Origin of the sequence: Bacillus sp. NPDC057893 (assembly GCF_042796455.1) — a bacterium.
Taxonomy (GTDB): domain Bacteria; phylum Bacillota; class Bacilli; order Bacillales; family Bacillaceae_G; genus Bacillus_A.
Genome location: NZ_JBHVNG010000007.1, coordinates 82819 through 107992, shown reverse-complemented (window position 1 = coordinate 107992; position 25174 = coordinate 82819). Strand labels below are relative to the sequence as shown.

At 35.4% G+C, this 25174-nt stretch carries 21 protein-coding genes; 13 read left to right on the top strand and 8 right to left on the bottom strand.

Features of this window, described 5'->3' with window-relative positions; all coding sequences use genetic code 11:
- Positions 1 to 46: 46 nt before the first annotated feature.
- Complete coding sequence (locus ACFVQC_RS24035; RefSeq protein WP_377890142.1) at positions 47 to 868, top strand: ABC transporter ATP-binding protein; 822 nt, start codon at positions 47 to 49, stop codon at positions 866 to 868.
- Positions 869 to 900: 32 nt separating this feature from the next.
- On the opposite strand, the gene ACFVQC_RS24030 is transcribed toward ACFVQC_RS24035, so the two are convergent.
- Positions 901 to 1632 (bottom strand): class I SAM-dependent methyltransferase, encoded by a 732-nt coding sequence (locus tag ACFVQC_RS24030; RefSeq protein ID WP_377890140.1) that lies wholly within the window; start codon positions 1630 to 1632, stop codon positions 901 to 903.
- A gap of 213 nt (positions 1633 to 1845) precedes the next feature.
- On the opposite strand from ACFVQC_RS24030, the gene ACFVQC_RS24025 reads away from it, so the two are divergent.
- From ACFVQC_RS24025 to ACFVQC_RS24015, 3 genes are read left to right on the top strand one after another with little or no spacing between them, the layout of a single operon-like run.
- Entirely contained in the window at positions 1846 to 3036 is a 1191-nt protein-coding gene (locus ACFVQC_RS24025; protein WP_377890138.1) for a glycine C-acetyltransferase, read from the top strand.
- 44 nt (positions 3037 to 3080) lie between these two features.
- Positions 3081 to 4046: an L-threonine 3-dehydrogenase gene (locus tag ACFVQC_RS24020; RefSeq protein ID WP_377890136.1), complete on the top strand. Its 966-nt coding sequence runs from the start codon at positions 3081 to 3083 to the stop codon at positions 4044 to 4046.
- 60 nt (positions 4047 to 4106) lie between these two features.
- Positions 4107 to 4529 (top strand): NUDIX hydrolase, encoded by a 423-nt coding sequence (locus ACFVQC_RS24015; RefSeq protein ID WP_002010481.1) that lies wholly within the window; start codon positions 4107 to 4109, stop codon positions 4527 to 4529.
- Positions 4530 to 4569: 40 nt separating this feature from the next.
- Here ACFVQC_RS24015 and ACFVQC_RS24010 read toward each other — a convergent pair whose 3' ends face one another.
- The 3 genes from ACFVQC_RS24010 to ACFVQC_RS24000 form a co-directional block, all read right to left on the bottom strand.
- Entirely contained in the window at positions 4570 to 6453 is a 1884-nt protein-coding gene (locus ACFVQC_RS24010) for a vWA domain-containing protein (RefSeq protein ID WP_377890133.1), read from the bottom strand.
- A gap of 3 nt (positions 6454 to 6456) precedes the next feature.
- Positions 6457 to 7350: an ATP-binding protein gene (locus ACFVQC_RS24005; protein ID WP_002159316.1), complete on the bottom strand. Its 894-nt coding sequence runs from the start codon at positions 7348 to 7350 to the stop codon at positions 6457 to 6459.
- A 127-nt stretch (positions 7351 to 7477) separates the two neighbouring features.
- Positions 7478 to 9007 (bottom strand): cardiolipin synthase, encoded by a 1530-nt coding sequence (locus ACFVQC_RS24000; RefSeq protein WP_377890131.1) that lies wholly within the window; start codon positions 9005 to 9007, stop codon positions 7478 to 7480.
- 183 nt (positions 9008 to 9190) lie between these two features.
- On the opposite strand from ACFVQC_RS24000, the gene ACFVQC_RS23995 reads away from it, so the two are divergent.
- The 3 genes from ACFVQC_RS23995 (at position 9191) to ACFVQC_RS23985 (ending at position 12153) form a co-directional block, all read left to right on the top strand.
- Positions 9191 to 9421 (top strand): hypothetical protein, encoded by a 231-nt coding sequence (locus ACFVQC_RS23995; RefSeq protein ID WP_377890129.1) that lies wholly within the window; start codon positions 9191 to 9193, stop codon positions 9419 to 9421.
- Between the two features lie 39 nt (positions 9422 to 9460).
- On the top strand, positions 9461 to 9796 hold the full coding sequence (locus ACFVQC_RS23990) for a hypothetical protein (protein WP_377890127.1): 336 nt from the start codon (positions 9461 to 9463) through the stop codon (positions 9794 to 9796).
- Positions 9797 to 10449: 653 nt separating this feature from the next.
- Positions 10450 to 12153, top strand: coding sequence for a putative bifunctional diguanylate cyclase/phosphodiesterase (locus ACFVQC_RS23985; RefSeq protein WP_377890125.1), 1704 nt, complete (start codon positions 10450 to 10452; stop codon positions 12151 to 12153).
- Positions 12154 to 12184: 31 nt separating this feature from the next.
- Here ACFVQC_RS23985 and ACFVQC_RS23980 read toward each other — a convergent pair whose 3' ends face one another.
- Positions 12185 to 13582: an amino acid permease gene (locus ACFVQC_RS23980; RefSeq protein ID WP_377899435.1), complete on the bottom strand. Its 1398-nt coding sequence runs from the start codon at positions 13580 to 13582 to the stop codon at positions 12185 to 12187.
- Between the two features lie 449 nt (positions 13583 to 14031).
- On the opposite strand from ACFVQC_RS23980, the gene treR reads away from it, so the two are divergent.
- The 3 genes from treR (at position 14032) to treC (ending at position 17984) form a co-directional block, all read left to right on the top strand.
- A complete protein-coding gene (gene treR, locus ACFVQC_RS23975; protein ID WP_377890121.1) occupies positions 14032 to 14742 on the top strand; it encodes a trehalose operon repressor in 711 nt (236 codons plus the stop codon).
- Between the two features lie 139 nt (positions 14743 to 14881).
- Entirely contained in the window at positions 14882 to 16309 is a 1428-nt protein-coding gene (gene treP, locus ACFVQC_RS23970; RefSeq protein ID WP_219917117.1) for a PTS system trehalose-specific EIIBC component, read from the top strand.
- Between the two features lie 13 nt (positions 16310 to 16322).
- Complete coding sequence (gene treC / locus ACFVQC_RS23965) at positions 16323 to 17984, top strand: alpha,alpha-phosphotrehalase (RefSeq protein ID WP_377890119.1); 1662 nt, start codon at positions 16323 to 16325, stop codon at positions 17982 to 17984.
- Positions 17985 to 18015: 31 nt separating this feature from the next.
- Here treC and ACFVQC_RS23960 read toward each other — a convergent pair whose 3' ends face one another.
- From ACFVQC_RS23960 to gerKA, 3 genes are read right to left on the bottom strand one after another with little or no spacing between them, the layout of a single operon-like run.
- The gene (locus tag ACFVQC_RS23960) at positions 18016 to 19140 is read right to left on the bottom strand and encodes a Ger(x)C family spore germination protein (protein WP_377890117.1); all 1125 of its coding nucleotides are present in this window, start codon (positions 19138 to 19140) and stop codon (positions 18016 to 18018) included.
- Positions 19121 to 20227 (bottom strand): GerAB/ArcD/ProY family transporter, encoded by a 1107-nt coding sequence (locus ACFVQC_RS23955; protein WP_377890115.1) that lies wholly within the window; start codon positions 20225 to 20227, stop codon positions 19121 to 19123. The genes ACFVQC_RS23960 and ACFVQC_RS23955 overlap by 20 nt, the downstream gene beginning before the upstream one ends.
- Complete coding sequence (gerKA, locus tag ACFVQC_RS23950; protein WP_377899434.1) at positions 20208 to 21710, bottom strand: spore germination protein GerKA; 1503 nt, start codon at positions 21708 to 21710, stop codon at positions 20208 to 20210. Before gerKA ends, ACFVQC_RS23955 begins: the two co-directional genes overlap by 20 nt.
- Positions 21711 to 21859: 149 nt before the next feature.
- Here gerKA and ACFVQC_RS23945 point away from each other — a divergent pair, with 149 nt between their 5' ends.
- The 3 genes from ACFVQC_RS23945 to ACFVQC_RS23935 all read left to right on the top strand — a co-directional run bounded on the left by ACFVQC_RS23945 (position 21860) and on the right by ACFVQC_RS23935 (position 25161).
- Positions 21860 to 22546 (top strand): CPBP family intramembrane glutamic endopeptidase, encoded by a 687-nt coding sequence (locus ACFVQC_RS23945; protein ID WP_377890111.1) that lies wholly within the window; start codon positions 21860 to 21862, stop codon positions 22544 to 22546.
- A gap of 23 nt (positions 22547 to 22569) precedes the next feature.
- Positions 22570 to 23541 (top strand): phosphotransferase enzyme family protein, encoded by a 972-nt coding sequence (locus ACFVQC_RS23940; protein ID WP_377890109.1) that lies wholly within the window; start codon positions 22570 to 22572, stop codon positions 23539 to 23541.
- 159 nt (positions 23542 to 23700) lie between these two features.
- Positions 23701 to 25161 carry an alanine/glycine:cation symporter family protein gene (locus ACFVQC_RS23935; protein ID WP_377890107.1) on the top strand — a complete coding sequence of 487 codons (1461 nt, stop codon included), beginning with the start codon at positions 23701 to 23703 and terminating at the stop codon, positions 25159 to 25161.
- Positions 25162 to 25174 lie beyond the last annotated feature (13 nt).

Below are 25174 nucleotides of genomic sequence, written 5' to 3'. Positions count from 1 at the left end.
ATGCACCTTATTTTATAAAAGTCGGAATTCATAAAGGGAGATGAATATGCAAAAAGCATTGGAGACGAAACGCTTGACGCTGTCGTATGGTGAAACAATTATTATTGATGAGCTGAATTTAGAAATTCCAAAAGGGGAAATTACAATCTTCATCGGTTCTAACGGTTGTGGGAAATCAACTTTATTACGTTCACTAGCTAGATTATTAAAGCCAACAACCGGTGACATTTTGTTAGATAATCAAGCAATTCAAAGTATGCAAACGAAGCAAATTGCTCGTCAAATGGCGATTTTACCACAAGGGCCACAAGCACCGGAAGGACTTACAGTATTGCAACTTGTTAAGCAAGGACGTTATCCATATCAAACATGGCTGAAGCAATGGTCCGAAAAAGATGAGGAAATGGTACAAAAAGCGCTTGCGGCAACGGGTATGACAGAATTTGCTGAGCGTGATGTGCATGCTCTTTCAGGTGGACAACGTCAACGTGCTTGGATTGCAATGACCCTTGCACAAGATACCGATATTATTTTACTGGATGAGCCAACTACATATTTAGATATGACTCACCAAATTGAAGTGTTAGATTTATTATTCGAATTAAATGAAACAGAGAAAAGAACGATTGTTATGGTATTACACGATTTGAATTTGGCATGCCGTTATGCAGACAACATTGTAGCCATTCAAGATAAACGAATATATGCACAAGGTAAACCAGAAGAAGTTATTGACCAGAAGTTAGTTCGTGATGTATTCCGTATGGAGTGTCAAATAAGCGCTGATCCGTTATTTGGAACACCGCTCTGTATCCCGCACGGAAGAGGAAGAAGTGTACGTAAAGAAGCTGTTCAGGCGATGAGATAACAAAAAAAACGATGAGTAATTCATCGTTTTTTTTATTTTTCGCAAGAAAATAGTAGGAAAAGGGGAATACGTAAGCGACGTTCATATTCTTCTTTATCCTGAAAACATTTTTGATTTGGTGTGGCTTCTTTTAAGTTTGTAATTGTAAATCCGGCTTGTTGTAATAATGTAAAATATTCTTCCGTTGTCCGATGATATTTAATAACCTCTTGATCAATCCACGGCTCAACTCGTTTTCCCGTTTTGAAATAATCATCGACGAACCAGCTAGTTCTTTTACCACTTGTTTGTAAGCTTTCAAACGAAGAGGTAATAACGGGATGTTGAACGCTAAAGGTAAAAGTTCCGTTTGTTTTTAAAGTTTGGTATACATTTTGAAAAATAATATCAAGATGTTCAATATAATGTAAGGCGAGTCTAGATGTTACTAAATCAAAAGTAGAAGGAGGGTAGGTATAGTCTTTGAGATTTATAAAATGAACAGATCCATTTTTATTTTCTAGGTGCTTACTAGCTTGTTCATACATAAGCTCGGAGCCTTCAATGCCAGTGTAAGAGTGGCAGCCATTTTCTAATAATTCCTCGCCAAATTTAGCATCACCACAGCCTAAATCGAGAATTTGTTTTCCTTGTACATTACCAATGAGCTGAAAGAATGCTGGTTTTTCAAGTGCTTCGTTTGGGCTATTTTCTCGATATCTTCGCTTCATATATTGTTCTAAAAACGATTCGTTATTATATACATCAGATTCAGTAAATGCCATGTTTGAAGCCTCCCTAAATATTTTTTTAATTCTATCAAATATGAAATGTAAATGATAGATTTCTTGTAATGAATCATATATAATCTAAAATTGTAAGCGGTTTCTTTAAACTATTTTTCTATAATAAATTCTGAAAACGTGTTAAGCTAGTAGAGGGATTATTGGAATTATTGAGATAATAATCCGCTTACATGAACGATGGGAGGCTTCACGATGTCTAGTAAAACACTTGCAAACTTTTTAGAAGAAAATTTAGAGGATTTAAAATCAAAGGGGCTTTATAACGTAATTGATCCGCTTGAGAGTTCAAATGGACCGATCATTACAATTGGCGGAAAAGAATATATTAACTTATCTTCAAACAACTATCTTGGATTAGCGACTGATAATCGCTTACAAGAAGCAGCAATTGGTGCAATTCATAAGTACGGCGTTGGAGCAGGTGCTGTTCGTACAATTAACGGTACTTTAGATTTGCATATTAAATTGGAAGAAACAATTGCAAAGTTTAAACATACAGAAGCAGCAATTGCTTATCAATCAGGATTTAACTGTAATATGGCAGCGATTTCAGCTGTTATGGATAAAAATGATGCGATTCTTTCAGACGAATTAAATCATGCATCTATTATTGATGGTAGTCGTCTATCAAGAGCGAAAATCATCGTTTATAAGCATTCTGATATGGAAGATTTACGCAAAAAAGCAATCGAGGCAAAAGAATCAGGTCTTTATAATAAATTAATGGTTATTACAGACGGTGTTTTCTCAATGGATGGAGATATTGCAAAATTACCAGAGATTGTTGAAATTGCAGAAGAGCTGGATTTAATGACATATGTAGATGATGCACACGGTTCAGGTGTACTTGGCAAAGGTGCAGGTACTGTAAAACATTTCGGCCTTTCTGATAAAGTTGATTTCCAAATTGGTACATTATCAAAAGCAATTGGGGTAATTGGTGGATATGTAGCTGGGAAACAAAACTTAATCGATTGGTTAAAAGTGCGTTCACGTCCATTCTTATTCTCAACGGCTTTAACACCAGCTGATGCAGCTGCTTGTATGAGATCAATTGAAATTCTAATGGAAAGCACAGAGTTACACGATCGTTTATGGGAAAATGGTCGCTATTTAAAACAAGGGTTAAAAGAACTTGGCTTTAACATTGGAGAAAGTGAGACACCAATTACGCCTTGTATTATTGGTGATGAAGTATTAACACAAGAATTTAGTAAACGTCTAAATGAAGAAGGCGTATACGCAAAATCTATCGTATTCCCAACTGTAGCAAAAGGAATGGGGCGCGTTCGTAATATGCCTACAGCAGCTCATACGAAAGAAATGTTAGATGAAGCAATTCGTAAGTATGAAAAAGTAGGGAAAGAAATGGGCATCATTTAAGTAACGACATCTTTTGAATAGCTTGCAAATGAGGAGTGGGGAAAATGAAAAAAATTCTAGTAACCGGTTCTTTAGGGCAAATTGGTTCTGAACTAGTAATGAAACTTCGTGATGTATACGGTGCATCAAATGTTATTGCAACAGATATTCGTGAAACAGATAGTGAAGTAGTAACGTCTGGTCCATTTGAAACGTTAGATGTAACAGATGGACAAAAATTACATGATATTGCAAAGCGTAATGAAGTAGATACAATTATTCATTTAGCGGCTTTACTTTCAGCAACGGCAGAAAAAAATCCATTATTTGCTTGGAATTTAAATATGGGCGGACTTGTAAATGCATTAGAAGCAGCACGTGAATTAAACTGTAAATTTTTCACGCCAAGTTCTATCGGTGCATTTGGTCCATCAACGCCAAAAGATAATACACCACAAGATACAATCCAGCGTCCTACTACGATGTATGGGGTAAACAAAGTAGCAGGAGAATTACTATGTGATTATTATCATCAAAAGTTTGGCGTTGATACGCGCGGTGTACGTTTCCCAGGCTTAATTTCTTACGTAGCTCCTCCAGGAGGCGGAACAACTGATTATGCAGTTGAAATTTATTATGAGGCGATTAAAAAAGGCACATACACCTCATACATTGCAGAAGGAACATACATGGATATGATGTATATGCCAGATGCTTTACAAGCGATCATTTCATTAATGGAAGCTGATCCAAGTAAACTCGTGCATAGAAATGCATTTAACATTACAGCAATGAGCTTTGAGCCGGAGCAAATCGCAGCGTCAATTCGTAAACACATTCCGAACTTTACAATGGATTACGCTGTAGATCCAGCTCGTCAAACAATCGCTGACAGCTGGCCGAACTCTATTGATGCAACAGCAGCAATGAAAGAGTGGGGCTTTAAATCAGAATATGATTTAGACAAAATGACAACTGATATGCTTGCTAAGTTAAAAAAAAAGCTTGCAGCTGAGTTAGTGATGAATTAATAGGAAGAGCCGATTCTTAGGAATTGGCTCTTAATTATTTTAGGAAGGGAGAAAAGCAACATGCAAAGAGTTGATGTTGTATATGCACTAATACACGATAGCGAAAAAGATAAAATATTAATGGTACATAATGTAGAACAAAACGTTTGGTCACTGCCGGGCGGGGCTGTTGAAAAAGGTGAAACGTTAGAGCAAGCACTAGTAAGAGAAGTGAAAGAAGAGATAGGTTTAACTGCTACACTCAGTGGACTTGTTGCAATAAATGAGAAGTTTTTTGAAGAGAAGGGACATCATGCATTATTTTTTACATTCCGAGCAAATGTTGTAACAGGTGAACTTGGTGCAGAAGATGAAGGAGAAATTTCCGCAATCGAGTGGGTAGATAGAAAAATCGCGAATGAGCGATTCCCATACTACGATGGAGGGTTCGAATTATTATTAGAAGTTTCCATTCCATACAAGTTTCAACCAGAAACAAAGTAAGTTAACGAAGAAAAACAGGAGCCTCGTGGCTCCTGTTTTTCTATTCAATCGTCTTCAGTAATAGTTTCTTCAACAATGGTTTAATCTTCAGGCGTAAATCTTCAGCATGATTTGCAACTAAGAAGTGATGGTTATAAATGTTTTTCATTAGTTGATAAGTCGCTTCTTTCGCTTCGCCTTCTTCGATGAAGATACCGATTACTTCCATACCACTTTTACGAGCGAGTTTCACAGCTTCGTGCGTATCTAAAATTCCGTCTTGTTGATAGTCTAGCGCAGAAGGTTCACCGTCTGTGAAGACTAGTAGGAATTTATGTTTCTCAGGTCTTTTTGCAAGCTTTTCAGAAACGATACGAATAATATATCCGTCACGGTTATCCTCTTCTTCGCGAAGTTGCATAATTTCTGGACCGACGTTTGGTAACGTTGAGTTTTTATACGTAACAACTTCATGGATAACATTTGGTTTATCTTCAGGTTTAGCACTAGAAGCATCTTCCCAAAATCCACTAATAGCGTGCGGGATTTTTAACGATTTTAAAGCTTCATGGAATAGCACAACACTCTTTTTCGTTTCTTCCATTTTGTTATACATAGAGCCAGAGCAATCAACTAATAGTTGGAATGCAACGTCAAGTTCTTGAGATTCTTGTCCTTTTTTATAAAACATACGCGGTTGTTTTTCTGTATAAATACGAAGGAATTTCTTACGAAGTCTTCCGTAGTATTTATCACTGTTTGCATTCGTTTTATTTTCAATTGTTTTTTCGATAATTTTCTTTAATTCTTTTACATCTTTATTAACGACTGATTTGATGGCTTGATAATCTTTTTTCTCATCAGGATTTGATTTACGGGCTTCTTTAAATGTATGAGAGGCACCGACATTATACTTACCGTATGCACCTTCGTTTTGACTAGAAGCGTGAGACGCTCTTGCTTCTTCTGTATCAGCACCATCAAAGTTGGATTGTGTACTTTTTTGAGAAGTACCTTGTACAGAACCAAGTGCTTGCTCGCCATCTTCTGATTCGCGAGCAGTATCACCCATCATGTTTGTTTTTGTTCCACTTTCTAAATCAAAGCGTAAAAAATTCTCGTTTTCATTGTTTTTATTTTCACGGTGCCATGTCGAGAAGCTTTCATCCATTTTGTTTTTGTTATCATCGTCATCTATGAGTTGCGTATCATCATTTGCTAATTTTTCAGCGCGACTGTCTTTCTCATCTGCAATAACAGATAAATAAAGCGGGGCATGTCCGAAATAATTATTAAGCATATCACTTTCAAGAAGTCCTTCTAGGCGATAGCGAATTTTCTCAACGATATACATAATATCTTCCGTATTACGAGCTTGGAATGTTTCATGCAAAATTGCTTCAATTTGCTCGAAATATTCATTATTAAACATTTCATATTTATCACTCGTTAATGAAAGATAGCATAGACAAAATAGACGATCACCGTGATAGTTACGAACACGATTTATTTCATTCTGTGAGCCAAAGTAATTGCGATACATTTCTTTTCGGCGTTTAAAAATATGTTTTGTGCCAGGACGTAAATTTTTGACGATTTCCTCAACACGTAAATCTTCTAATAGAACAAATAATTGTGTTAAAAACTTTTTTAGAGGCGATTCTTGTAACTCAATCGCATAAGAACGAATTAAAGTCATGTCCGAGTAATGTTTATTACCAAGTGCCTTTAAGAACACTTCGCTTTTTAATCCGATTACTGTATCCTCTTCTTTTCGATCATCCCAAAAGTGACTAATGACAACCTTTTTTTCAATTTCGTCGTAGTATGCTTTATAGCCATACTCAAGATAGGCATCGTCTTCTTTTAGAAGAGCATACATTAAGTTTTCCATTTGTAGAAACAGCGACGCATCAATTTTTTTGTCACTAAAAATTTGTCTCATGAATTATCCCTCAAAGAAATAACTTTCTGCTAATTCACGGACAGTCATTTGTTCTGTTTCATCGTTTAATTTTGCGATAATACTACGTTCAATTGCACGCATAACAGGAATATATACACCTAAATCACATGCATCGATAATGCCACGAATACTAGCTGCTTCTTCACTTACGCGCCCATCACGAGCTAAAGGCATAAGATCGCTTGCGAATGCAACGAACTTTTCAATTGTTGCAACATCATTTAATTTTGATTCAGATAGTAATAGTTCTTTTAATGTATCACCTTGAATGTAAGGAACTTCAATAATAACAAAGCGGTTTTTTAATGCTTCGTTTAGTTCACTTGTCCCAACATAACCTTCGTTAATCGCAGCAATTACGCGATATTCGTCATCACCGTATACAACTTCTTGTGTAAATGGGTTTGTAATCATTTTACGATAATCTAACGCACCATGAAGAAGTGGTAATGTTTCAGGTTTTGCCATATTGATTTCATCAATATATAAGAAATGACCGTTCTTCATTGCCTTCATAAGAGGACCGTTAACGAATGTAACTTCAGATGCACCCTCTTTTGTTTGTAATGTGTTGTATCCTAAAATACCTTCTACATCTAAGTCGACAGAACAGTTAATGCTATGCATTGGTTTTTGGAATAAAGAAGAAAGAGTTTCCGCTAGTACTGTTTTACCACTACCAGTTGGTCCTTTTAATAGAATGTTTTTACCAAGTAAAAGTGCTGTAATGGCATCTTCAATAATGCTGTTATCAGATGCTTTATATATTTTCTTTCCAATTAAATGTGCATTTTCGCCAGCTTCTTGTTTGTTTTTTTCGTGAAGGGCTGAGAGCTGTTGTTTTAAATCAGCGTGTATATGAAATTGTTCTAACATGTATTTCCCACCTAACATTATTTTCATAAAGTAATACATCTTATGATAACTTGTTTTAATATGGTATGCAAAGAAAAGGAGAGAGGGGAAATGTAAAAGAAAAAGCAATCAATATTATATTGATTGCTTATAGCAAAGGAGAAATGAGTCGCATGAAAGACTCTAATATTCGTTTTTTGATACTTCTTTTTTGGAACGAGTTCCATTTAATTTCAGTGGAATGCTTAAAGTCTTCTTCAAAATCATGTTTAATATCATGAACGGTGTCTGATTCATAAAGTACACTAATAATTTCATAATTTAACTCAAAGCTACGTACATCCATATTTGCCGTTCCAATGGTTGCGATTTTATCGTCAACGAGTACAATTTTTGCGTGCATAAATCCATCTTTATAACTGTAAATGGAAGCACCAGCTTTTAAAAGTGGAGTGAAATAGGATTGTGATGCTTGATCACTAATAATACTATCACTTTTACCCGGATATAAAATACGTACATCTATGCCGGATATTGCACTTAAGCGTAATAATGTTAAAGTTTCTTGATCTGGAATAAAGTATGGCGTAGCGATCCAAATAGATTTTTTGGCAGAGCCCATAACAGCTAGTAATGTATTACGAATACTTTTATCATCTGAGCTTGGTCCACTTGCTACAATTTGAACAGCACCTTCTGCATTCGAAATTTCTTTACCAGGGAAGTATTGTATATTCATAAATTGCTCCCAAGAATAGTTACTTAAACCACTAGAGGCATAAAGCCAATCTTCTAGAAAGATTGCTTGTAATTTATATAATGCTTTTCCTTCTATTTTCAAATGACTATCACGCCAAACAGGGAATTTTTTCGAACGACCGAGATATTCATCACCGACGTTGAGTCCTCCAGTAAATCCAATTTCTCCATCTACAATGACGATTTTACGGTGATTACGATAATTGACTGTTTCAAGTAACCAAGCTGAAAAAATAGGGTCAAATTCTACAATTTCAATTCCAGCTTCTTTCATCGGTTTTAAAAATCGTCTTCTTAACGTATTACTTCCGAGTCCATCATAAAGGAATCGTACAATAACCCCAGATTCTGCTTTTTTTATTAAAGCATCTCGAACTTTTGTACCGATCTCATCAGATTTATAAATATAGTATTGAATATGTATGTGATGTTTTGCCTGCTCGATAGCTTGTAGAATTTCTGAAAAGGTTTGATCTCCGTTTGTTAAAAGTTTTGTCGTCGTTCTATCTGCGGCAGGACCGCCTCCAAATTTTTGTACTACTTCTGTTAAATGTATAGAACGCTCATGTAATGGAACTGTAAGAGACAGTTCTAGTCGTCTTCCTTCTAATATTTCACGGAATAATTTTCTTTGTTCTTCTGAACGATGAAGATGTTTTTTTCTTCTCCAACGGCTACGACCGAAGAGCGAGTATAAAAGCACACCTACAACAGGAAGAAGTGCTAATACTAAAAACCACGCTAAGGTACTTTGAGGAGACCTGTTTTCGATAAAAATAACGAATGAAATTCCAACGATTGTAATAGACCATAATACACCGAAGAATGTATATAACGAGATAATCGACGTATTTAATAGGAAGAGAACGATAGATACAATTGTAAATACCAATAATAATTGAACGATAGGCTTCTTCATTTCTATAAAATTCCTCTAATCTTTCTTAAATATAGACTTCTTATATAAAAGGTATAATCCGACATTCTTATTATAAAGTGTTTTGTTTTTTTTACAAAATATAGACATTTTCCCCATGCTTTCCGCATTTGTCCTACATACAGTATATTGTTACGTTCTTATATAAAAAAGGGCGTGAATAAAATGTACGGTCGTCCAATTGGTGGATTTGGTCATGGCGGGGGTTTTGACCATGGAGGTTTCCAGGGTGGTTTTGGACATTCGCCGTCTTTTGGTGGAGGTTTCTTTCCAGGGGTTGTAGCAGGTGCTTTACTCAGTCCAGCGTTTGGTTATGGCGGATATGGTTATCCTTATTATTCAGATTATCCATACTATGCAGATTATCAACAGAATCCTTATTATTCCACATATTAAAGAGAGGCAGAACTATATGCTAAAAGGAGAGGGAGAAAAATGAACTATACTGGAAATTATGGAGGATATGATCGGAATCATCACGGGGGTGGAGGGCACCATCATCACGGCGGGCATAATCATCATGGTGGACACAATCATTATGATCACCACCACCATCACGGCGGCGGATGGGGCTGGGGTGGCGGCTCATGGGGCGGAGGATTTTTTCCAGGAAGTTTTGCAGGAGGAGTAGTAGGAGGACTTACAGCTGGAGCGTTAACAGGTGCAGCTAGTGGTGGGGGATATTACCCAGCTCCATATCCAGTAACTTACCCAACGCCATATCCAACACCATATCCAGGTTACCAGCAAATATCGAATCCATATTATTAAACAAAAAAAGAGGATACCCTCTTTTTTGTTTAATAATGTATATATTTATAAAATACTTCCAAAATAAAGGTGAAAATATGTTAATATTTTGTTATTGTAATTCAAAATATTAACTGCCAATTTTAATCTCTATTCCGTTAGTTTGTTGGCAGTTGGATTTACACCTTAATATTTCATGAAAGCAAAGAGATTAGGCGTGGGGCCGCGTTAGTAGGGAACAGAGGCTAGTATTGATTAAATTGTCGCTTTATAAATTAAAAAAATGTAAGAGAATACGGTATAATAAGATCAGATAATCAGAGAAGTGAAAAGTCGCTACTATTATTAAAAGGGCACTATATTGCTTTTTTTTATAAATAATATTATGTTATTTTAATCGGCCTATTTAGAAAAAAATTGTGATTTATCCCGCATTAACGGGCAGTAAGACTCCCACCTCAAAATTCGGTGAATGCGAGGAAGTTAGGTGGGAGATAACTGCCCGTAAAAGCCCGATTGGTGAAGGCTAATAATCAGTGGGGGATGGACAAAACCCCCCACTGATTAAAGTTTCACTTTATGTAAAGGCATATTGTTAGAAAATGAGATATCTCTATTTCTATGAAGAGAAATGAGTTGTGTTTTAGCCAGATAGGAAGCAAGGAGAGGTGCGCATGCTAGAACAAAGAGGTCATGCATTATATGACTCTTCATTGCAAGATTTAAAATTAGCATTAGATGAGTCTTCAATTGTTGCTATTACAGACCGAAATGGTCTTATTACATATGTGAATGATAAATTTTGTAAAATCTCAAAATATAAAAGAGAAGAATTAATAGGAAAAGATCACCGTATTTTAAATTCCAGATATCATCCGAAAGCATTTTTTCAAATCCTATGGAAGCGTATTTTGAGTGGAAAAGTATGGACGGGGGAAATTCGAAATCAAGCAAAAGATGGTACGTATTATTGGGTTAAAACAACAATTGTTCCATTTTTAAATGAAAAGGGAGAACCCTATCAATTTATTGCAATTCGAAATGATATAAGTAGTAGGAAAGAAGCAGAACAAAGATTACGATTAAGTGAAAGTCGTTATAGGGAACTTGCTTATCATGATGCGTTAACAAGTTTACCCAATCGTTTGCAGTTAATTACGACTGTAAATAAGATGATTGCAGAGAAAATAGAGTTTGGCATGATTTACTTTGATTTAGATCGTTTTAAATTAGTGAATGATACGTTAGGTCATATGATAGGAGATTTACTTTTAAGTGAAGTCGCTTCACGATTGCATTACGTACTAGGAGATAAAGATGTTTTGGCTAGGCTTGGTGGAGATGAATTTGTACTATTAACAAAAAAACATACACAAGATGGGATGAGGCAGTTAGCGACATCTGTGTTGTCATGCTTTCAAGCACCATTTATGCTGGAAGGTCATGAAGTATATATTTCAGCCAGTCTAGGACTTTGTTCCTATCCGCAAGATGGAAAAGACGTTGAAACGTTATTGAAAAATTCAGATTTAGCCATGTATAGTGCGAAGGAGCAAGGAAGAAATGCGGCGTGCTTCTTTACAGATGAATTACGTGCGAAAATAAACCGTAGAATGAAAATAGAGTTTGCTTTGCAAAAAGCAATTCGTGACGAAGAATTAGAAGTGGCATTACAGCCCATTATTGATTTGAAAACAAAGAGATGTACTGGTATTGAGGCTTTAGTACGCTGTAAGACAGAAGAAGGTCCTATTTCACCAAGTGAATTTATACCTGTAGCTGAAGAGTGTGGACTTATTATAAAACTAGGAGACTGGGTACTAGAAAAGTCATGTCGACTGTTTAAAACTTTGCCAGAGTATCAAGAGGGAATGAAATTATCTGTTAATTTATCAATACAACAATTGATGCAAAAGCGCTTTATTTTATCTGTTCGTAGTATATTGAAGCGAACAGGGTTTCCGCCAAATCGTTTAATATTAGAAATAACAGAAAGTATAGCTGTACGTCATTTTGATTATATTATTGCTACATTACAAGAATTAAGAAGTATGGGGATTTTAATCGCTTTAGACGATTTCGGAACAGGGTATTCCTCATTATATTATTTAAAACAACTACCACTTGATATTGTGAAAATTGATCGTAATTTTATTCGTGAGTTTCATTATGATCATGCACAACCAGAGCGAACGATTGTAAAATCGGTTATTGAAATCGCCCATAGTTTAAATTTATTAGTGGTGGCTGAAGGGGTAGAAACGGTAGAACAAGAAAGTTTATTAAAATCAATGGGTTGCGACTTTGTACAAGGTTTTTATTATGCGAAACCGTTAGATGTAGGTGAACTAAAAGAAAAGTTATTAACTGACTTTTAATAAAAAAAGAGAAGCGGAAAGCTTCTCTTTTTTATTGTTTTTTTTGTGAATCTTTCATTAAAATTGGATAAAGAATAAGGCCTAATACAAACAATCCAATTCCTAAGAAGAACGTTTTTAAATCAGCAGTTCCTGTTTTAATAACCCAAATGGAATATAAAAATGCTAGTGCAGTAATGATCCCATCTTTTATTCGAGATCCAGGCATTATATCATACGTTTCTCCCGTAATAACTAATTTTAACTGGTACAAGGTAGAAACAAGGTACGGGATTAAATATGCTAATGTCGCTACAACAATAGCGAAATTATATGCTTCGGAAACAGTACCAGAAATCGTTGAAAATAAGAAAATTTGTGTCATCACATTTGTAATAAATAATGATTTTGAAGGACTTCCTTTTTTATTTGTTTTTCCGAAAAACTTAGGGAAAACCCCATTTTTTGCTGCTTGGTAAGGTACTTCTGAGCTAACAACGATCCATCCTACAGTAGAGCCGAATAAAGATACGAGTGCAAGTAAGGCCATTATATAAGCACCCTTAGTACCAATTGCTAAATTTAATGCATCTACTAATGGCTTTTGAGACTCTTTTAAAACGTCTTGTGGAAGAGCGCCCATTGTTAGTAGAGTAATTGCCATGTAGATAAGAAGAGCGATGATTAATCCGAAAATCGTAGCTTTCTTAACGTCGTGCTGAGATTTTGCGCGGTTAGAGAGCATAACTGCTGACTCAATACCGATAAACGCCCAAAGTGTTGCAATAGCAGCGGAATTTATTTGTCCCCCCAACGAAATAGGTTGTCCAGCTTCATTCATAAATGTTTGACCGTCCCCGAAATTAGAGGCATTGAAAATGAATAATGTGATTACAATAAATATTGTAAATCCGATGATTTTTGCGATTGTTGCAAGAAGGTTCATATTTCCTGCTCTATCAATATTTTGAGAAAGAATATATTGAATTCCCCATAGCATCATACTACATACTATGAAGGTTAAAGTTTTTCCAAGTTCTAATGAAAATCCGTTTGTTGAAAAGAGAATTTGCTTACTTTGTAAAACTGGGAAGAATGTTGATAAATATCCTGCAAAGGAAATAATTACAGATGCTGTAGCAGCCCAGTTAGCAGCCCAGTATCCCCAAGCCATACTATATCCTGCAACTTTACCTGCCTTTTGGGAAGTAAACATTGCTTGGGCGTAACTTTGTGGTCCTGCTTTTAATTCTGGTTTACGAATTGCTAAATTTCCAAATACGAGTGCAATCATAAATACACCAAGTCCTGTAATACTCCATGCAAGTGTAGATCCCATTGGACCTGATACGTGTGCTAAATTTGCTGGGAGCATAAATACGCCACCGCCAACCATATTCCCGATAACAAAAGCTGTTAAAACCCATAATCCCCATTTTTTCGTTTCCATTTTTGTTAACTCCTTTGTAGTAAGATTTGCTTAAACATCATTTTTTACTAGCTTTTTGGCAATAAAAAAAGAGCCATGTAGATAAAAAATACCTACATGGCTCTTCGCCTAACGTAGGTACAACGGGAATAACCCTTGTACCTACGCGTAATTTTTCCGCTAGGTTTCAAGGGTTACGTATGATGATGATGTTTTTGTGCAAATGTAACTACAATTGTTGTATAAGTAAGCATAGTTCTTTGCTCCCTTTCTCCTCTGATTTTGAAGTTAGTATACTACATGTTTTTTTGAATGAAAAGAAAAATATAAAAATTTTTATGAAAATAAGTTGTAGAGATTAAATATTTACCTATATTTTTCTTGTACTGGAAAATAAGTGAGAGATTGGCAGAAGAGTGTAGCGTGGTATAATACATATAGAATTAGAAGGTGACAAGGGGCTATTGTAGATGATGAGTAAGTATGAACAAATTTATACAGAAATCAGTAAGTCTATTGATAATAAACAATTAAAAGAGGGATGCAAAATCCCATCAGAAACAGAATTAATGAAGCAGTATGAGGCAAGCCGAGGTACTGTAAGAAAAGCGGTAGATTTATTGCAAGAGCGTGGATATGTTCAAAAAATACACGGAAAAGGTGTTTTTGTATTAAAGCGTAAAAACATTGAATTTAACTTTGGTGGTATTGTAAGTTTTCAAGAAGAAAATGAACGTTTAGGACGTTACTGTATTACAGAAGTCGTGGAAATAGAGAAAATGAAAGCGACGAAAGATGTAGCAAAGTTATTAAACGTGAAAGAAAAAACGGAAATAGATCATATTAAACGTGTACGAAATATTGATGGAGAAAAAGTAATTTTAGATATAAACCATTTTGTATCGGAATATATTCCAGGATTAACGAGAGAAATTGCAACTGCATCGATTTATAAATACATTGAGAAAGAATTAGGGCTACATATTAGCTATTCACAGCGGGTAATTGAAGTACAACCATGTATAGATGATGACCGAAAGTATTTGGATTTAAATGGCACAGACTATGTTGTCGTTGTAAAAAACTTTACTCATTTATACGATGGGAGTCAGTTCGAATATACGGAATCACGTCACCGTTTAGATATTTTTCACTTTTCGGATGTGGCGCGAAGAAAGTAAAGAGGTGAAACGAAATAACGTTTCATCTTTTTTTTATAAAAAAATCATTAACTCGTATATACGAGTGTTGACTAACTTATATATACGAGTTAATATGTAAGTGTAAACGGTATCAAAAACAGAAAAGAGGGATGGGAATATGGGGAAAGACTATCGTAAGACAGCAGAAGAAGTGTTGCAGTATATTGGTGGGAAAGACAATATTGAACAAGCTGCGCACTGTGTAACGAGGCTCCGTATCGCTTTAAAAGATGAAAGTAAAATAGATAATGATAAATTGCAGTCTGTTTCATTAGTAAAGGGAGCGTTTCATAATGCTGGGGTATTTCAAGTTGTAATTGGTCCAGGTGATGTCGATCGAGTATACGCTGAATTGATAACGCTTGCAGGTATGGAGGAATCGACAGTAGCTGACGTGAAAGATTCTGGAAACCAAAAGTTGAATCCGGCTCAAAAGTTTGTAAAAGTATTTTCAGATGTATTTATGCCGATATTACCAGCGATCGTAACAGCTGGTTTACTAATGGGGATTAACAATTTATTAGGGGCAAAGGACTTATTTTTTGATGGTAAAAATTTATTAGATGTTTATCCGAATTTAGGCGGGCTTTGGGATTTAATTAATATGATGGCCAATACAGCGTTCGTATTCTTACCAGCACTTGTCGGTTGGTCGGCAACGAAGCGTTTTGGTGGTAGTCCAATACTAGGTATTGTTATGGGCTTAATGCTTGTGCATCCGGCCTTATTAAACGCCTGGGATTATGGAAAAGCAGCGACTGGTTTAGAGGGACAAAAGATTGAGTACTTCAATATTTTAGGATTGTTCCAAATTGAAAAGGTAGGATATCAAGGACAAATTTTACCCGTTTTAGTAGCAGCATTCGTATTAAGTAAAGTTGAAATCTTCTTAAAGAAACATGTACCAAATGCAATTCAATTATTAGTTGTACCAATTACAACAATCGTTGTAACAGGTGTATTAGCATTAGGGATTATCGGTCCAGTTACACGTCATATTGGAGATTTATTAACAGCTGGATTAGTAGGAGTATATGAAACAGTACCAGTAGTTGGAGCAGTATTGTTTGGGGCACTTTATGCACCGCTTGTAATTACAGGTATGCATCATATGTTTATTGCAATTGATTTACAATTAATTGCACAACACGGCGGTACATTTATTTGGCCGATGATTGCTCTTTCTAACATTGCGCAAGGTAGTGCGGCACTTGCAATGTTCTGGATTTCTAAAAATCAAAATGATAAAAGTATGGCATCGACATCAGCAATTTCCGCGTACTTCGGTATTACAGAGCCGGCGATGTTTGGTGTTAACTTACGAAATAAATTCCCGTTCTATGCAGCAATTATTGGATCTGCTATTGCGGCGATATTCATTACATTAAATGGCGTATTAGCCCCGGCTATCGGAATTGGCGGACTACCAGCATTTATTTCTATCATTCCGAAATCGATTCCAATGTTTATTATAGGAATGATGATAGCAGTCGTAATTCCATTTACGTTAACATGGTTATTTGCAAAACGAGTAAAACAGAAGTAGGAGGAAGTTAAACATGAAGGATTGGCATAAAAGTGTAGTCTATCAAATTTATCCGAAGAGCTTTAATAGTTATTACAATAAAGAAACCGGTGATATAAAAGGGGTTACAGAGAAACTAGATTATTTAAAAGAACTCGGAGTAGATTATATTTGGTTAACACCGATATACCAATCACCACAAAATGATAATGGGTACGATGTAAGTGATTATTACAGTATTGATCCATCTTACGGAACGATGGAAGAGTTTGAAGAGCTTCTAGAAAAAGCGAAAGAACGTGACATTGAAATTATGCTCGATATCGTTGTAAACCATAGTTCGACCGAGCATAAGTGGTTTAAAGAAGCAAAAGAAGATAAGAATAGTCCGTATCGCAATTACTATATTTGGCGTGATGAAAAAAATAATTGGCAGTCTAAGTTTGGTGGATCAGCTTGGAAGTACGATGAAAAAACTAAGCAATATTTTTTACATCTATTTGATGAGACACAAGCTGATTTAAACTGGGAAAATGAAAAGCTTCGTGAAGAAGTGTACGATATGATGCGCTTTTGGTTGGAGAAAGGTGTAAAAGGATTCCGCCTTGATGTTATTAATTTAATTTCAAAAGATCAAAGATTTTTAAGTGATGAAGACACCGCGGCTACAAGTGATGGGCGTAAATATTATACGGATGGTCCACGCGTCCATGAATATTTACAAGAGATGAACCGAAATGTTTTTGAAGGGAAAGATGTAATTACAGTTGGAGAAATGTCATCTACGACAATTGATAATTGTATTAAATATTCAAGCCCAGAGCGTAATGAACTAAGTATGACGTTTAGTTTCCATCATTTAAAAGTGGATTATCCCAATGGTGATAAGTGGACGAAAGCTGATTTTGATTTTATTAAATTAAAAGAAATTATGTCTAATTGGCAAATTGAAATGCAAAAGGGCGAGGGATGGAATGCGTTATTTTGGTGTAATCATGACCAGCCTCGCATTGTGTCACGCTTTGGTGATGATGGTAAGTACCGAAATGAATCTGCTAAAATGTTAGCGACAGCTATGCATATGTTGCAAGGAACACCTTACATTTATCAAGGGGAAGAAATCGGTATGACGAATCCTAAATTCGAGTCCATCAAGCAATATCGTGATGTGGAATCGTTAAATATATATGATATAAAGCTAGAAGAAGGATTATCAAAAGAAGAGATTATAGGGATTTTAAAACAAAAATCTCGTGACAATTCCCGTACTCCAATGCAGTGGAATGAAGGGGTGAACAGTGGTTTTACAACAAATACACCTTGGATTTCAGTGGCTGATAGTTATAAAGAAATTAATGTAGAAAAAGCGTTAGAAGAGAAAGAATCTGTATTTTATCATTATAAAAAGTTAATTGAACTTAGAAAAACTTATGATGCAATTACAGAAGGGGAATATGCTATTTTAGATGAAAATCATTCTAAGATTTGGGCATATACTCGTACTGTAAAGAATGAAGTACTACTTGTTATAAATAACTTCTATGGAGAAGAAATAACATATTCTGTACCAGGTAATGTTCAATTAGATGGAATGAAACAAGAAGTATTATTGTCAAATTATAAAGATTCAAGCAAGGATATTACAAATCTTAATTTAAGACCATATGAATCAATTGTATATCGATATACGAAATAAAAGGTTGTATGCCTAAGTGGCATACAACCTTTTATTTTAAGACACCACTATATAAAATGCTTACTTCTACTTCGGGCTTAAATTTCACTTTTGCATAATCTTTATTCCAATTTTTTTTCTTCCATAAATCAGGATGATAAGCGATAAGGTGTCTTCCGATACCGAAAGCATCACAATTTGCTTTTTGTAGCTTTTTCGTTATTTGTTTAGCTTCTTTCGTAAGTTGTTTCGATAATTCTCCATTTAGCTTTTCTCTTTCACCCATTTTATAAAGATTATCCCTTGGAGCTTCAAGCGCTATAATTTTTAGTTGGAGCTTAATGTGAGCATAAACATTTCCTTTTTTATCTGTTGTTATTTTTAAGTCTCGTTTTAATTTCTGATTGCTCACTTCCATTGTTAAATAATCAGATGTCTTCTCTGATTCATCACTAGTAAGTTTTTGGGTTATACGGGCACTTGTTCCCATTTTTCCGGTTAATAACACGAATAAAACAGCTTGTTTCAGGGGTAAATGTCCAGTTAATTTGTCTTTATTAAATAAAGCTAACCCGTCTGTAATAACTTCTTTTCCTTTTATTTTTATAGAAGGGAGAGTGAAATCTTTACCCGGATCTAACATTTTTGTAGCAGCTGTTTCTAAAGTTTCTTTTGGAAACACACTCATATCTTCTAAGCTTTTCACTTTTTTCTTTAGAAAATCTCCAATCAGTAAATTCCCTACTTTCTTTTTTTCGAGTATCTCGGATGTGTCACCATCTACTGAAATAAGCTTCACTAAAGCAGTTGGGTTTGTTGGGTCTCGAAAGCTGACATCTAAATAGGGTAGTATACCTTTTTGTTGGATTTTTGTTCCTAATAATTGAACACCGTATTTAAAGTAACGGATATTCCCAGTTACATTTTTTTTCAGTGCATCGCTTGTATCTCTTATGTTATGTCCGGTTGCTGAATGTACTTCATTCTCGAATGAAGATTGTTCTCCACTTGAACTTTTTACGAGCTCAATCGTTTGCTGAAGTTTATTTTCTTCTGTAATATCATATCCAATACTATAAGCTAACCTTGCCTCTCTTAATGGTTCTTGATCCCAACAGCCAGAAAGGAATGAACTAGCACATAATACAAAAAGTAATTTAATTCTTTTTTTGAACATACTGTTCTCCTTTCTTATTTCTTATTACTGAATAAAGTAGAAATAAAAGAGGGAGGACAACTATGAAAATATAGGTGAACTTATCAGTGAAAGTTGCAATTACTTTTAATTCTTCAGGTGTATCTATAAATAAGGCTACACTAAAAGCAATAATACCAACGATTGGAACAGCTTTTTTATGATTAGAAAGATTGAATATATGTCCAATTCCGATTGAAGCAGCACAATAATAACTAGCAATAGAAGCCACAACTGTTATCATCCATATTGGTATGAATAGTAAATCAGTCCGGTCTATAATCCCGATATGCAAGGAGCGTAGTAAGTAAGCAACTGGCTCTGGAATTAGTTCAACTTGTTTTGGACTAAATACGATAAAGCAAATCCAAACAGTAAAGGCATAAAAAAGAGTTACAAATCCATTAGCGATAGAAATTGCCTTCAGTTTTGCCACAGAACTCCCGTTTACTTTTGGGAAAGCGATAAGAATAATTTCAAAACCATACATGGCTGTAATTGTTTCTTTTGATGCTTGAATAATGTTCCACCATCCAGCCTCTGTAATGGGGAAAATATAAGAAAAATCAGCTCGTGTAAGCCCTAGGGCAATTAAAAAAGCCATTGGTAAAATGAGAATAGAAGCCATGACGTAAAACCGTACGATGACTTTAAACGTATTATAAGCTACATAACAACAAGCTATTGTAAATAGTATGAGAATGGCATACCAAGGAGTTGCTTGTAATATCCATACTTTAATGACATTACAAGCATTTAACATAACCGTCATACCGATAAGGGTAAAATAAAAAACATAAGCAAAACCTAATAGTTTTCCAAGTTTATTACCAAATAGCATACAAACACTTTCATACATATCTGCATCAGGAAATCGTTTTAAGAGAAGCCACATAAGTAAAATAATAAGTTGAATTGCAAAACCAGCGATGAGAACAGAAATCCATCCACCACCTTTCGCTATTGGGTGAAGACGGTTTGGTAGAGAAAGTATACCAACACCGATTTGGCATTGAATAACGAAAAAGGTAAATTGAACTAGTGAAATTTTACTTTGCGTGTTTGTCACCGTTCTCATCCTCTCTCGTTACATGTTGTCGTTGCATTTTTTTAGGTTTTGGATCATGTGGTCGTTCCCAAAACGACCAAATTGGTAGTCTTACAAAAGAATCTTTCATATCTTTTATCCGCATTGGTGCAAGAGGAGAAAGATATGGTGTATGAAATGAATGTAGCTGGCATAAATGAACGAAAGTTATAATTAGACCGAATGATATTCCTACGTACCCGAATATAGCAGCAAGGATCATTAACGGAAAACGAAGAATCCGAACTGCTGAACTCATATCGTTTGATGGAACAAGAAAAGATGCAATTGCAGTTAAAGCTACAACGATAATCATTGTGTAAGAAACGAGTCCAGCTTTTACAATTGCATCCCCAATTACTAAACCGCCTACAATACCGATTGTTTGTCCAACGCGGCTCGGCAGACGAATACCAGCTTCGCGCAATAATTCGAAGATCAATTCCATTAAGAGAGCTTCAAAAATAGGAGGAAGTGGCACTTTTTCTAATGAAGCTTTAATCGTATAAACGAGTTCGAGTGGCAACACATCAGGATGAAAAGCGACAGTTGCGATATATATAGCTGGTAAGAGAAAGGCAATTAAAAAACTTACTAAGCGAATCATTCGCACGAAAGAACCGACAATCCAGCGATTATTATAGTCATCAGGTGATTGATAAAAAGCGAATAACGTAACAGGAACGATAAGAGCTGTTGGGTCTCCGTCAGATAAAATAGCAACTCGCCCCTCCATTAAATTAGCCGCAGTTCGGTCGGGACGCTCTGTATTTAATTGTTGCGGAAATGGTGAGAAAGAAGTGTCTTCTATAAATTCTTGTATGTAACCTGGTGGCATTAGTGCATCGGTCTTAATCGTTTCTAATCTTCTTTTTACTTCTGTGACGAGATCATCATTAGCTATATTTTGCATATAAACAATTGCTACTTTTGTGTGCATCTCTTCACCAAGGATAAAATATTTAACGACTAAATTTGGACTCTTAATTAGTTTCCGTACGGAAGCTAAATTCGTAACTAAATCTTCAACAAAACCAGAATGTGGTCCACGTACAACCCCTTCATTATCAGGCTCTGTGATATCTCTTTTTAAAGATAAAGCCGTTTCAAAAATACAAAAGCTCTCGACATACTCATGGAAATATAAAGATTTACCTTGTAATAAAAGTTGCACACCATAATTTAAATTTGTTTCTTTTTTCATATTCAATGTAGAAAAAGCTTTTTCTAAAGACAAATCAGATCGAGTTAATAGTGGTTCAAGAGCTAATTGGTGAATTAAATTTGGGTCTGCTAAAGATTCGATATATAAGATTGTTCCTTTTCCGTTTTGAAATGGGACATCTAATTTTTTTATATCATCAGAATGGTAGAGCTTATTTTCGATGTAATTAACATTTTCCGAAAGTGATGGAAACATATGCTTCGTTTTATTTTTTTGTTGGTTATTGCTTTGCTCTGTCATAAGGCCCACCCTTTTAGAATTAAATTATCACTGTTAATTTTTGCTTTTTATGAAAAAATTATGCTTGTATTCTTTTTAAGAAATTAGCTTGAAAGTTACGTTACGTCATCTTCTATACTAAAGAAAATGCGAAGTAGGGGATGGTATATATGACTTTAAAATATATGTGGGGATGGAAAGAAATTTTATATTTATTTTTTTTTGTATTTCTGATTGTACCAATAATGGTTGAATCTCTTTTTTATGATTATGCTTTAAAAATAATAGGGAACTCATTATATGCTGGAGTATTAATGGGACTTATAATGGCAGTGATATTTACCTTTGTAGTTTATCTTTTTTGCATAAAAAGATATAAATTGTCGTGGAAAGATATTGGAATTCGGAAGCTTTCATGGAAAGATTTATTGTGGACATTTGTAGCGGTTATTTCTTTGATTGTAGTTAGCATTGGAGTATTAATGATAATGGAGAAACTGGGGATTTCTTTTGAAAATAGTAAAACGGAGACGGTCCAAAAGGATAAATCAATATATTCGTTCTGTATCGCGGTAATTGGAGCGGCGGTTATATCACCAATCTATGAAGAGATTTTATATAGAGGTGTTTTTTATACGTTTTTTCGTGATAGATATGGTATATGGGGCGGTATGCTTATAAGTTCAATAATATTTACTGTTGTTCATATCCCAACATATAACACATTACCGGTGAATTTTTTAAGCGGCGTAGTATTCGCATGGCTATATGAGAAAACAAATTCTATTTTATCAGCTATGGTTGCCCACGCGTTATTCAATTTCATAGCAGTACTTCTTACATTTATGTCGAATTAAGAAGATATATAGGAGGGATACATATGGAAATAGCTGTAGAACGAGTTTTTACAAAAGAGATCTTAACAAGAGCAGCAAAGGGGTTTCATGTAAAAGTGGGAGAAAAGCCACTTGGAGATTTTGAAAATTACATTTTTAAGGCGAAGGATAAAAATGATGGGGATTACGTATTACGTTTAACGCATTCTTCTCATCGTTCTAAAAAAGAGGTAGAAGCTGAACTAGATTTTTTACGATATGTTGCGGAGAACGGGGCAAAGGTAGCGGGACCACTTTACTCAACATCTCAAAATCTTGTAGAAGAAATTGTAGCAGAGGATGGGACTTTCTTTTTCGCTTCCTTATTTACATACGCAAAAGGTGAGCAAGTAAAAGGAGAAGAATCGCCTTATTGGGGAGATACTTACTTTGAAGCGTGGGGAAAAGCGATTGGACAACTGCATCGCCTTACAATGGATTATCCTAAAACTGACTACCGTGATACGTGGGAAGAGGATGAGAGTGCAATTGTTAATGAATTAGAAGATGAGAAAGTGAAAGAGATTGCTACTGTATTAATGGATGAAATAAAGGCTCTTCCAATTGAAAGAGAGACATTCGGTCTTATGCATGGTGATATTCATCCAGGTAACTTTCATTATGACGGCAAAGAGCTAACAATCTTTGATTTTGATGATGCAGCTTATAATTACTTTATACATGATTTAGCAATGGTTCTCTATTACTCTGTTCTATTTACATCGTGGACTACAGAAGAGAAGACAGAATTTGCTTGTAAACAGTTACAAGTGTTACGAAAAGGTTATGAATATGAGCACAGACTGGCGGATAGTTGGTATGAATCGTTACCGTTATTTTTACGTCTACGTGATATTGGTTTATACGGTACGCTTCAAAAGAAGTTTAAAGGGAAAGATATGCCAGATCATTTTCGAGAATTAGCAGAACAACTCTATGAAAGAATTATAAAGAAGGAAGTAATTGTGAATATATAATACATCCATATCGAGACAAAGTATACAAAATAAATGTATACTTTGTTTTTTTATACAAAAATATGTTTATTTTATTAAAATAATATTGTTATAGATTCGGTATACACTTATAATTTTATATATATTCTGAATATTCTTTATAAAGAAGGAGGGGGAAAGTTGGAAGCTATCGTAAGTTGGATAAATAATATTGTTTGGAGTCCCGCACTTGTCTATTTATGTTTAGGAGTAGGCTTATATTTTTCCATTCGAACGAGGTTTTTACAAGTAAGACATGTAGGAGAAATGGTGAAGCTTACATTTCAAGGGGAAAAGTCTGATGCGGGTGTTTCTTCATTCCAAGCGTTAGCACTTTCGTTATCAGGGCGCGTTGGAACGGGAAATATTGCCGGTGTTGCAACGGCTGTTGCCTTTGGTGGTCCAGGGGCTGTATTTTGGATGTGGGCGGTAGCCTTTCTAGGAGCTGGTTCTGCATATGTAGAATCGACGCTTGCACAAATATATAAGACGAAGCATCAAGGGCAATTCCGCGGTGGACCTGCTTATTACATTGAAAAAGGACTAGGTGTTAAATGGTACGCATTAGTGTTCGTTGCAGCGACAATTCTTGCGACGGGGATGCTGCTTCCAGGTGTTCAAGCGAATAGTATTGCTGTAAGTTTAGAAACAGCTTTTGGTATTAATACTTCCGTATCAGGAGCGGTATTAGTAGCGGCATTAGCACTTATTATATTTGGTGGAGTTAAGCGAATTGTTAACGTAGCGCAAGTTGTAGTGCCGTTTATGGCGCTTGGTTATATTTTAGTAGCTTGTGTAATTGTAGCTATGAATATTGAAAAATTACCAGACGCTTTCATGTTAATTTTAAAAAGTGCATTTGCATTAGAAGCAGCTTTTGGCGGGATTATTGGTTTAGCAATTTCTTGGGGTGTAAAACGTGGTATTTATTCAAATGAAGCAGGGCAAGGAACTGGGGCTCATGCAGCGGCAGCTGCTGAAGTATCGCATCCAGCTAAACAAGGGTTAGTACAAGCATTTTCCGTTTACATTGATACATTATTTGTTTGTTCAGCAACAGCATTTATGATGATTATTACAGGCATGTATAACGTATTTGATGCAAGCGGAAAAAACTTTATCGTCAATAAATTAAATGGTGCACAGCCAGGTCCTGGTTATACACAGGCAGCGGTAGAATCTGTTTTCCCTGGATTTGGAAACGGTTTCGTCGCAATCTCTCTACTATTCTTCGCATTTACAACAATTATGGCTTATTACTACATTGCAGAAACGAATATAGCTTACTTAAACCGTGATAAAGACCGCCCTTGGATGTCTATCGTACTAAAGTTTGTATTCTTAGGAGTTGTATTCTACGGTTGTGTAAAAACAGCAGCAACAGCATGGGCGTTAGGAGATATTGGTGTAGGAATTATGGCATGGGTTAACATTATTGCGATTCTATTATTACAAAAACCGGCATTGATCGCATTAAAGGATTATGAAAAGCAGAAAAAAGAAGGAAAAGATCCAGTATTCGATCCGCAGTCATTAGGAATTAAAAATGCTGATTTCTGGGAGCATGAATACGGGAAAGATAAAAAAGAAGAAGTATCTTAATAGAATAGGAATG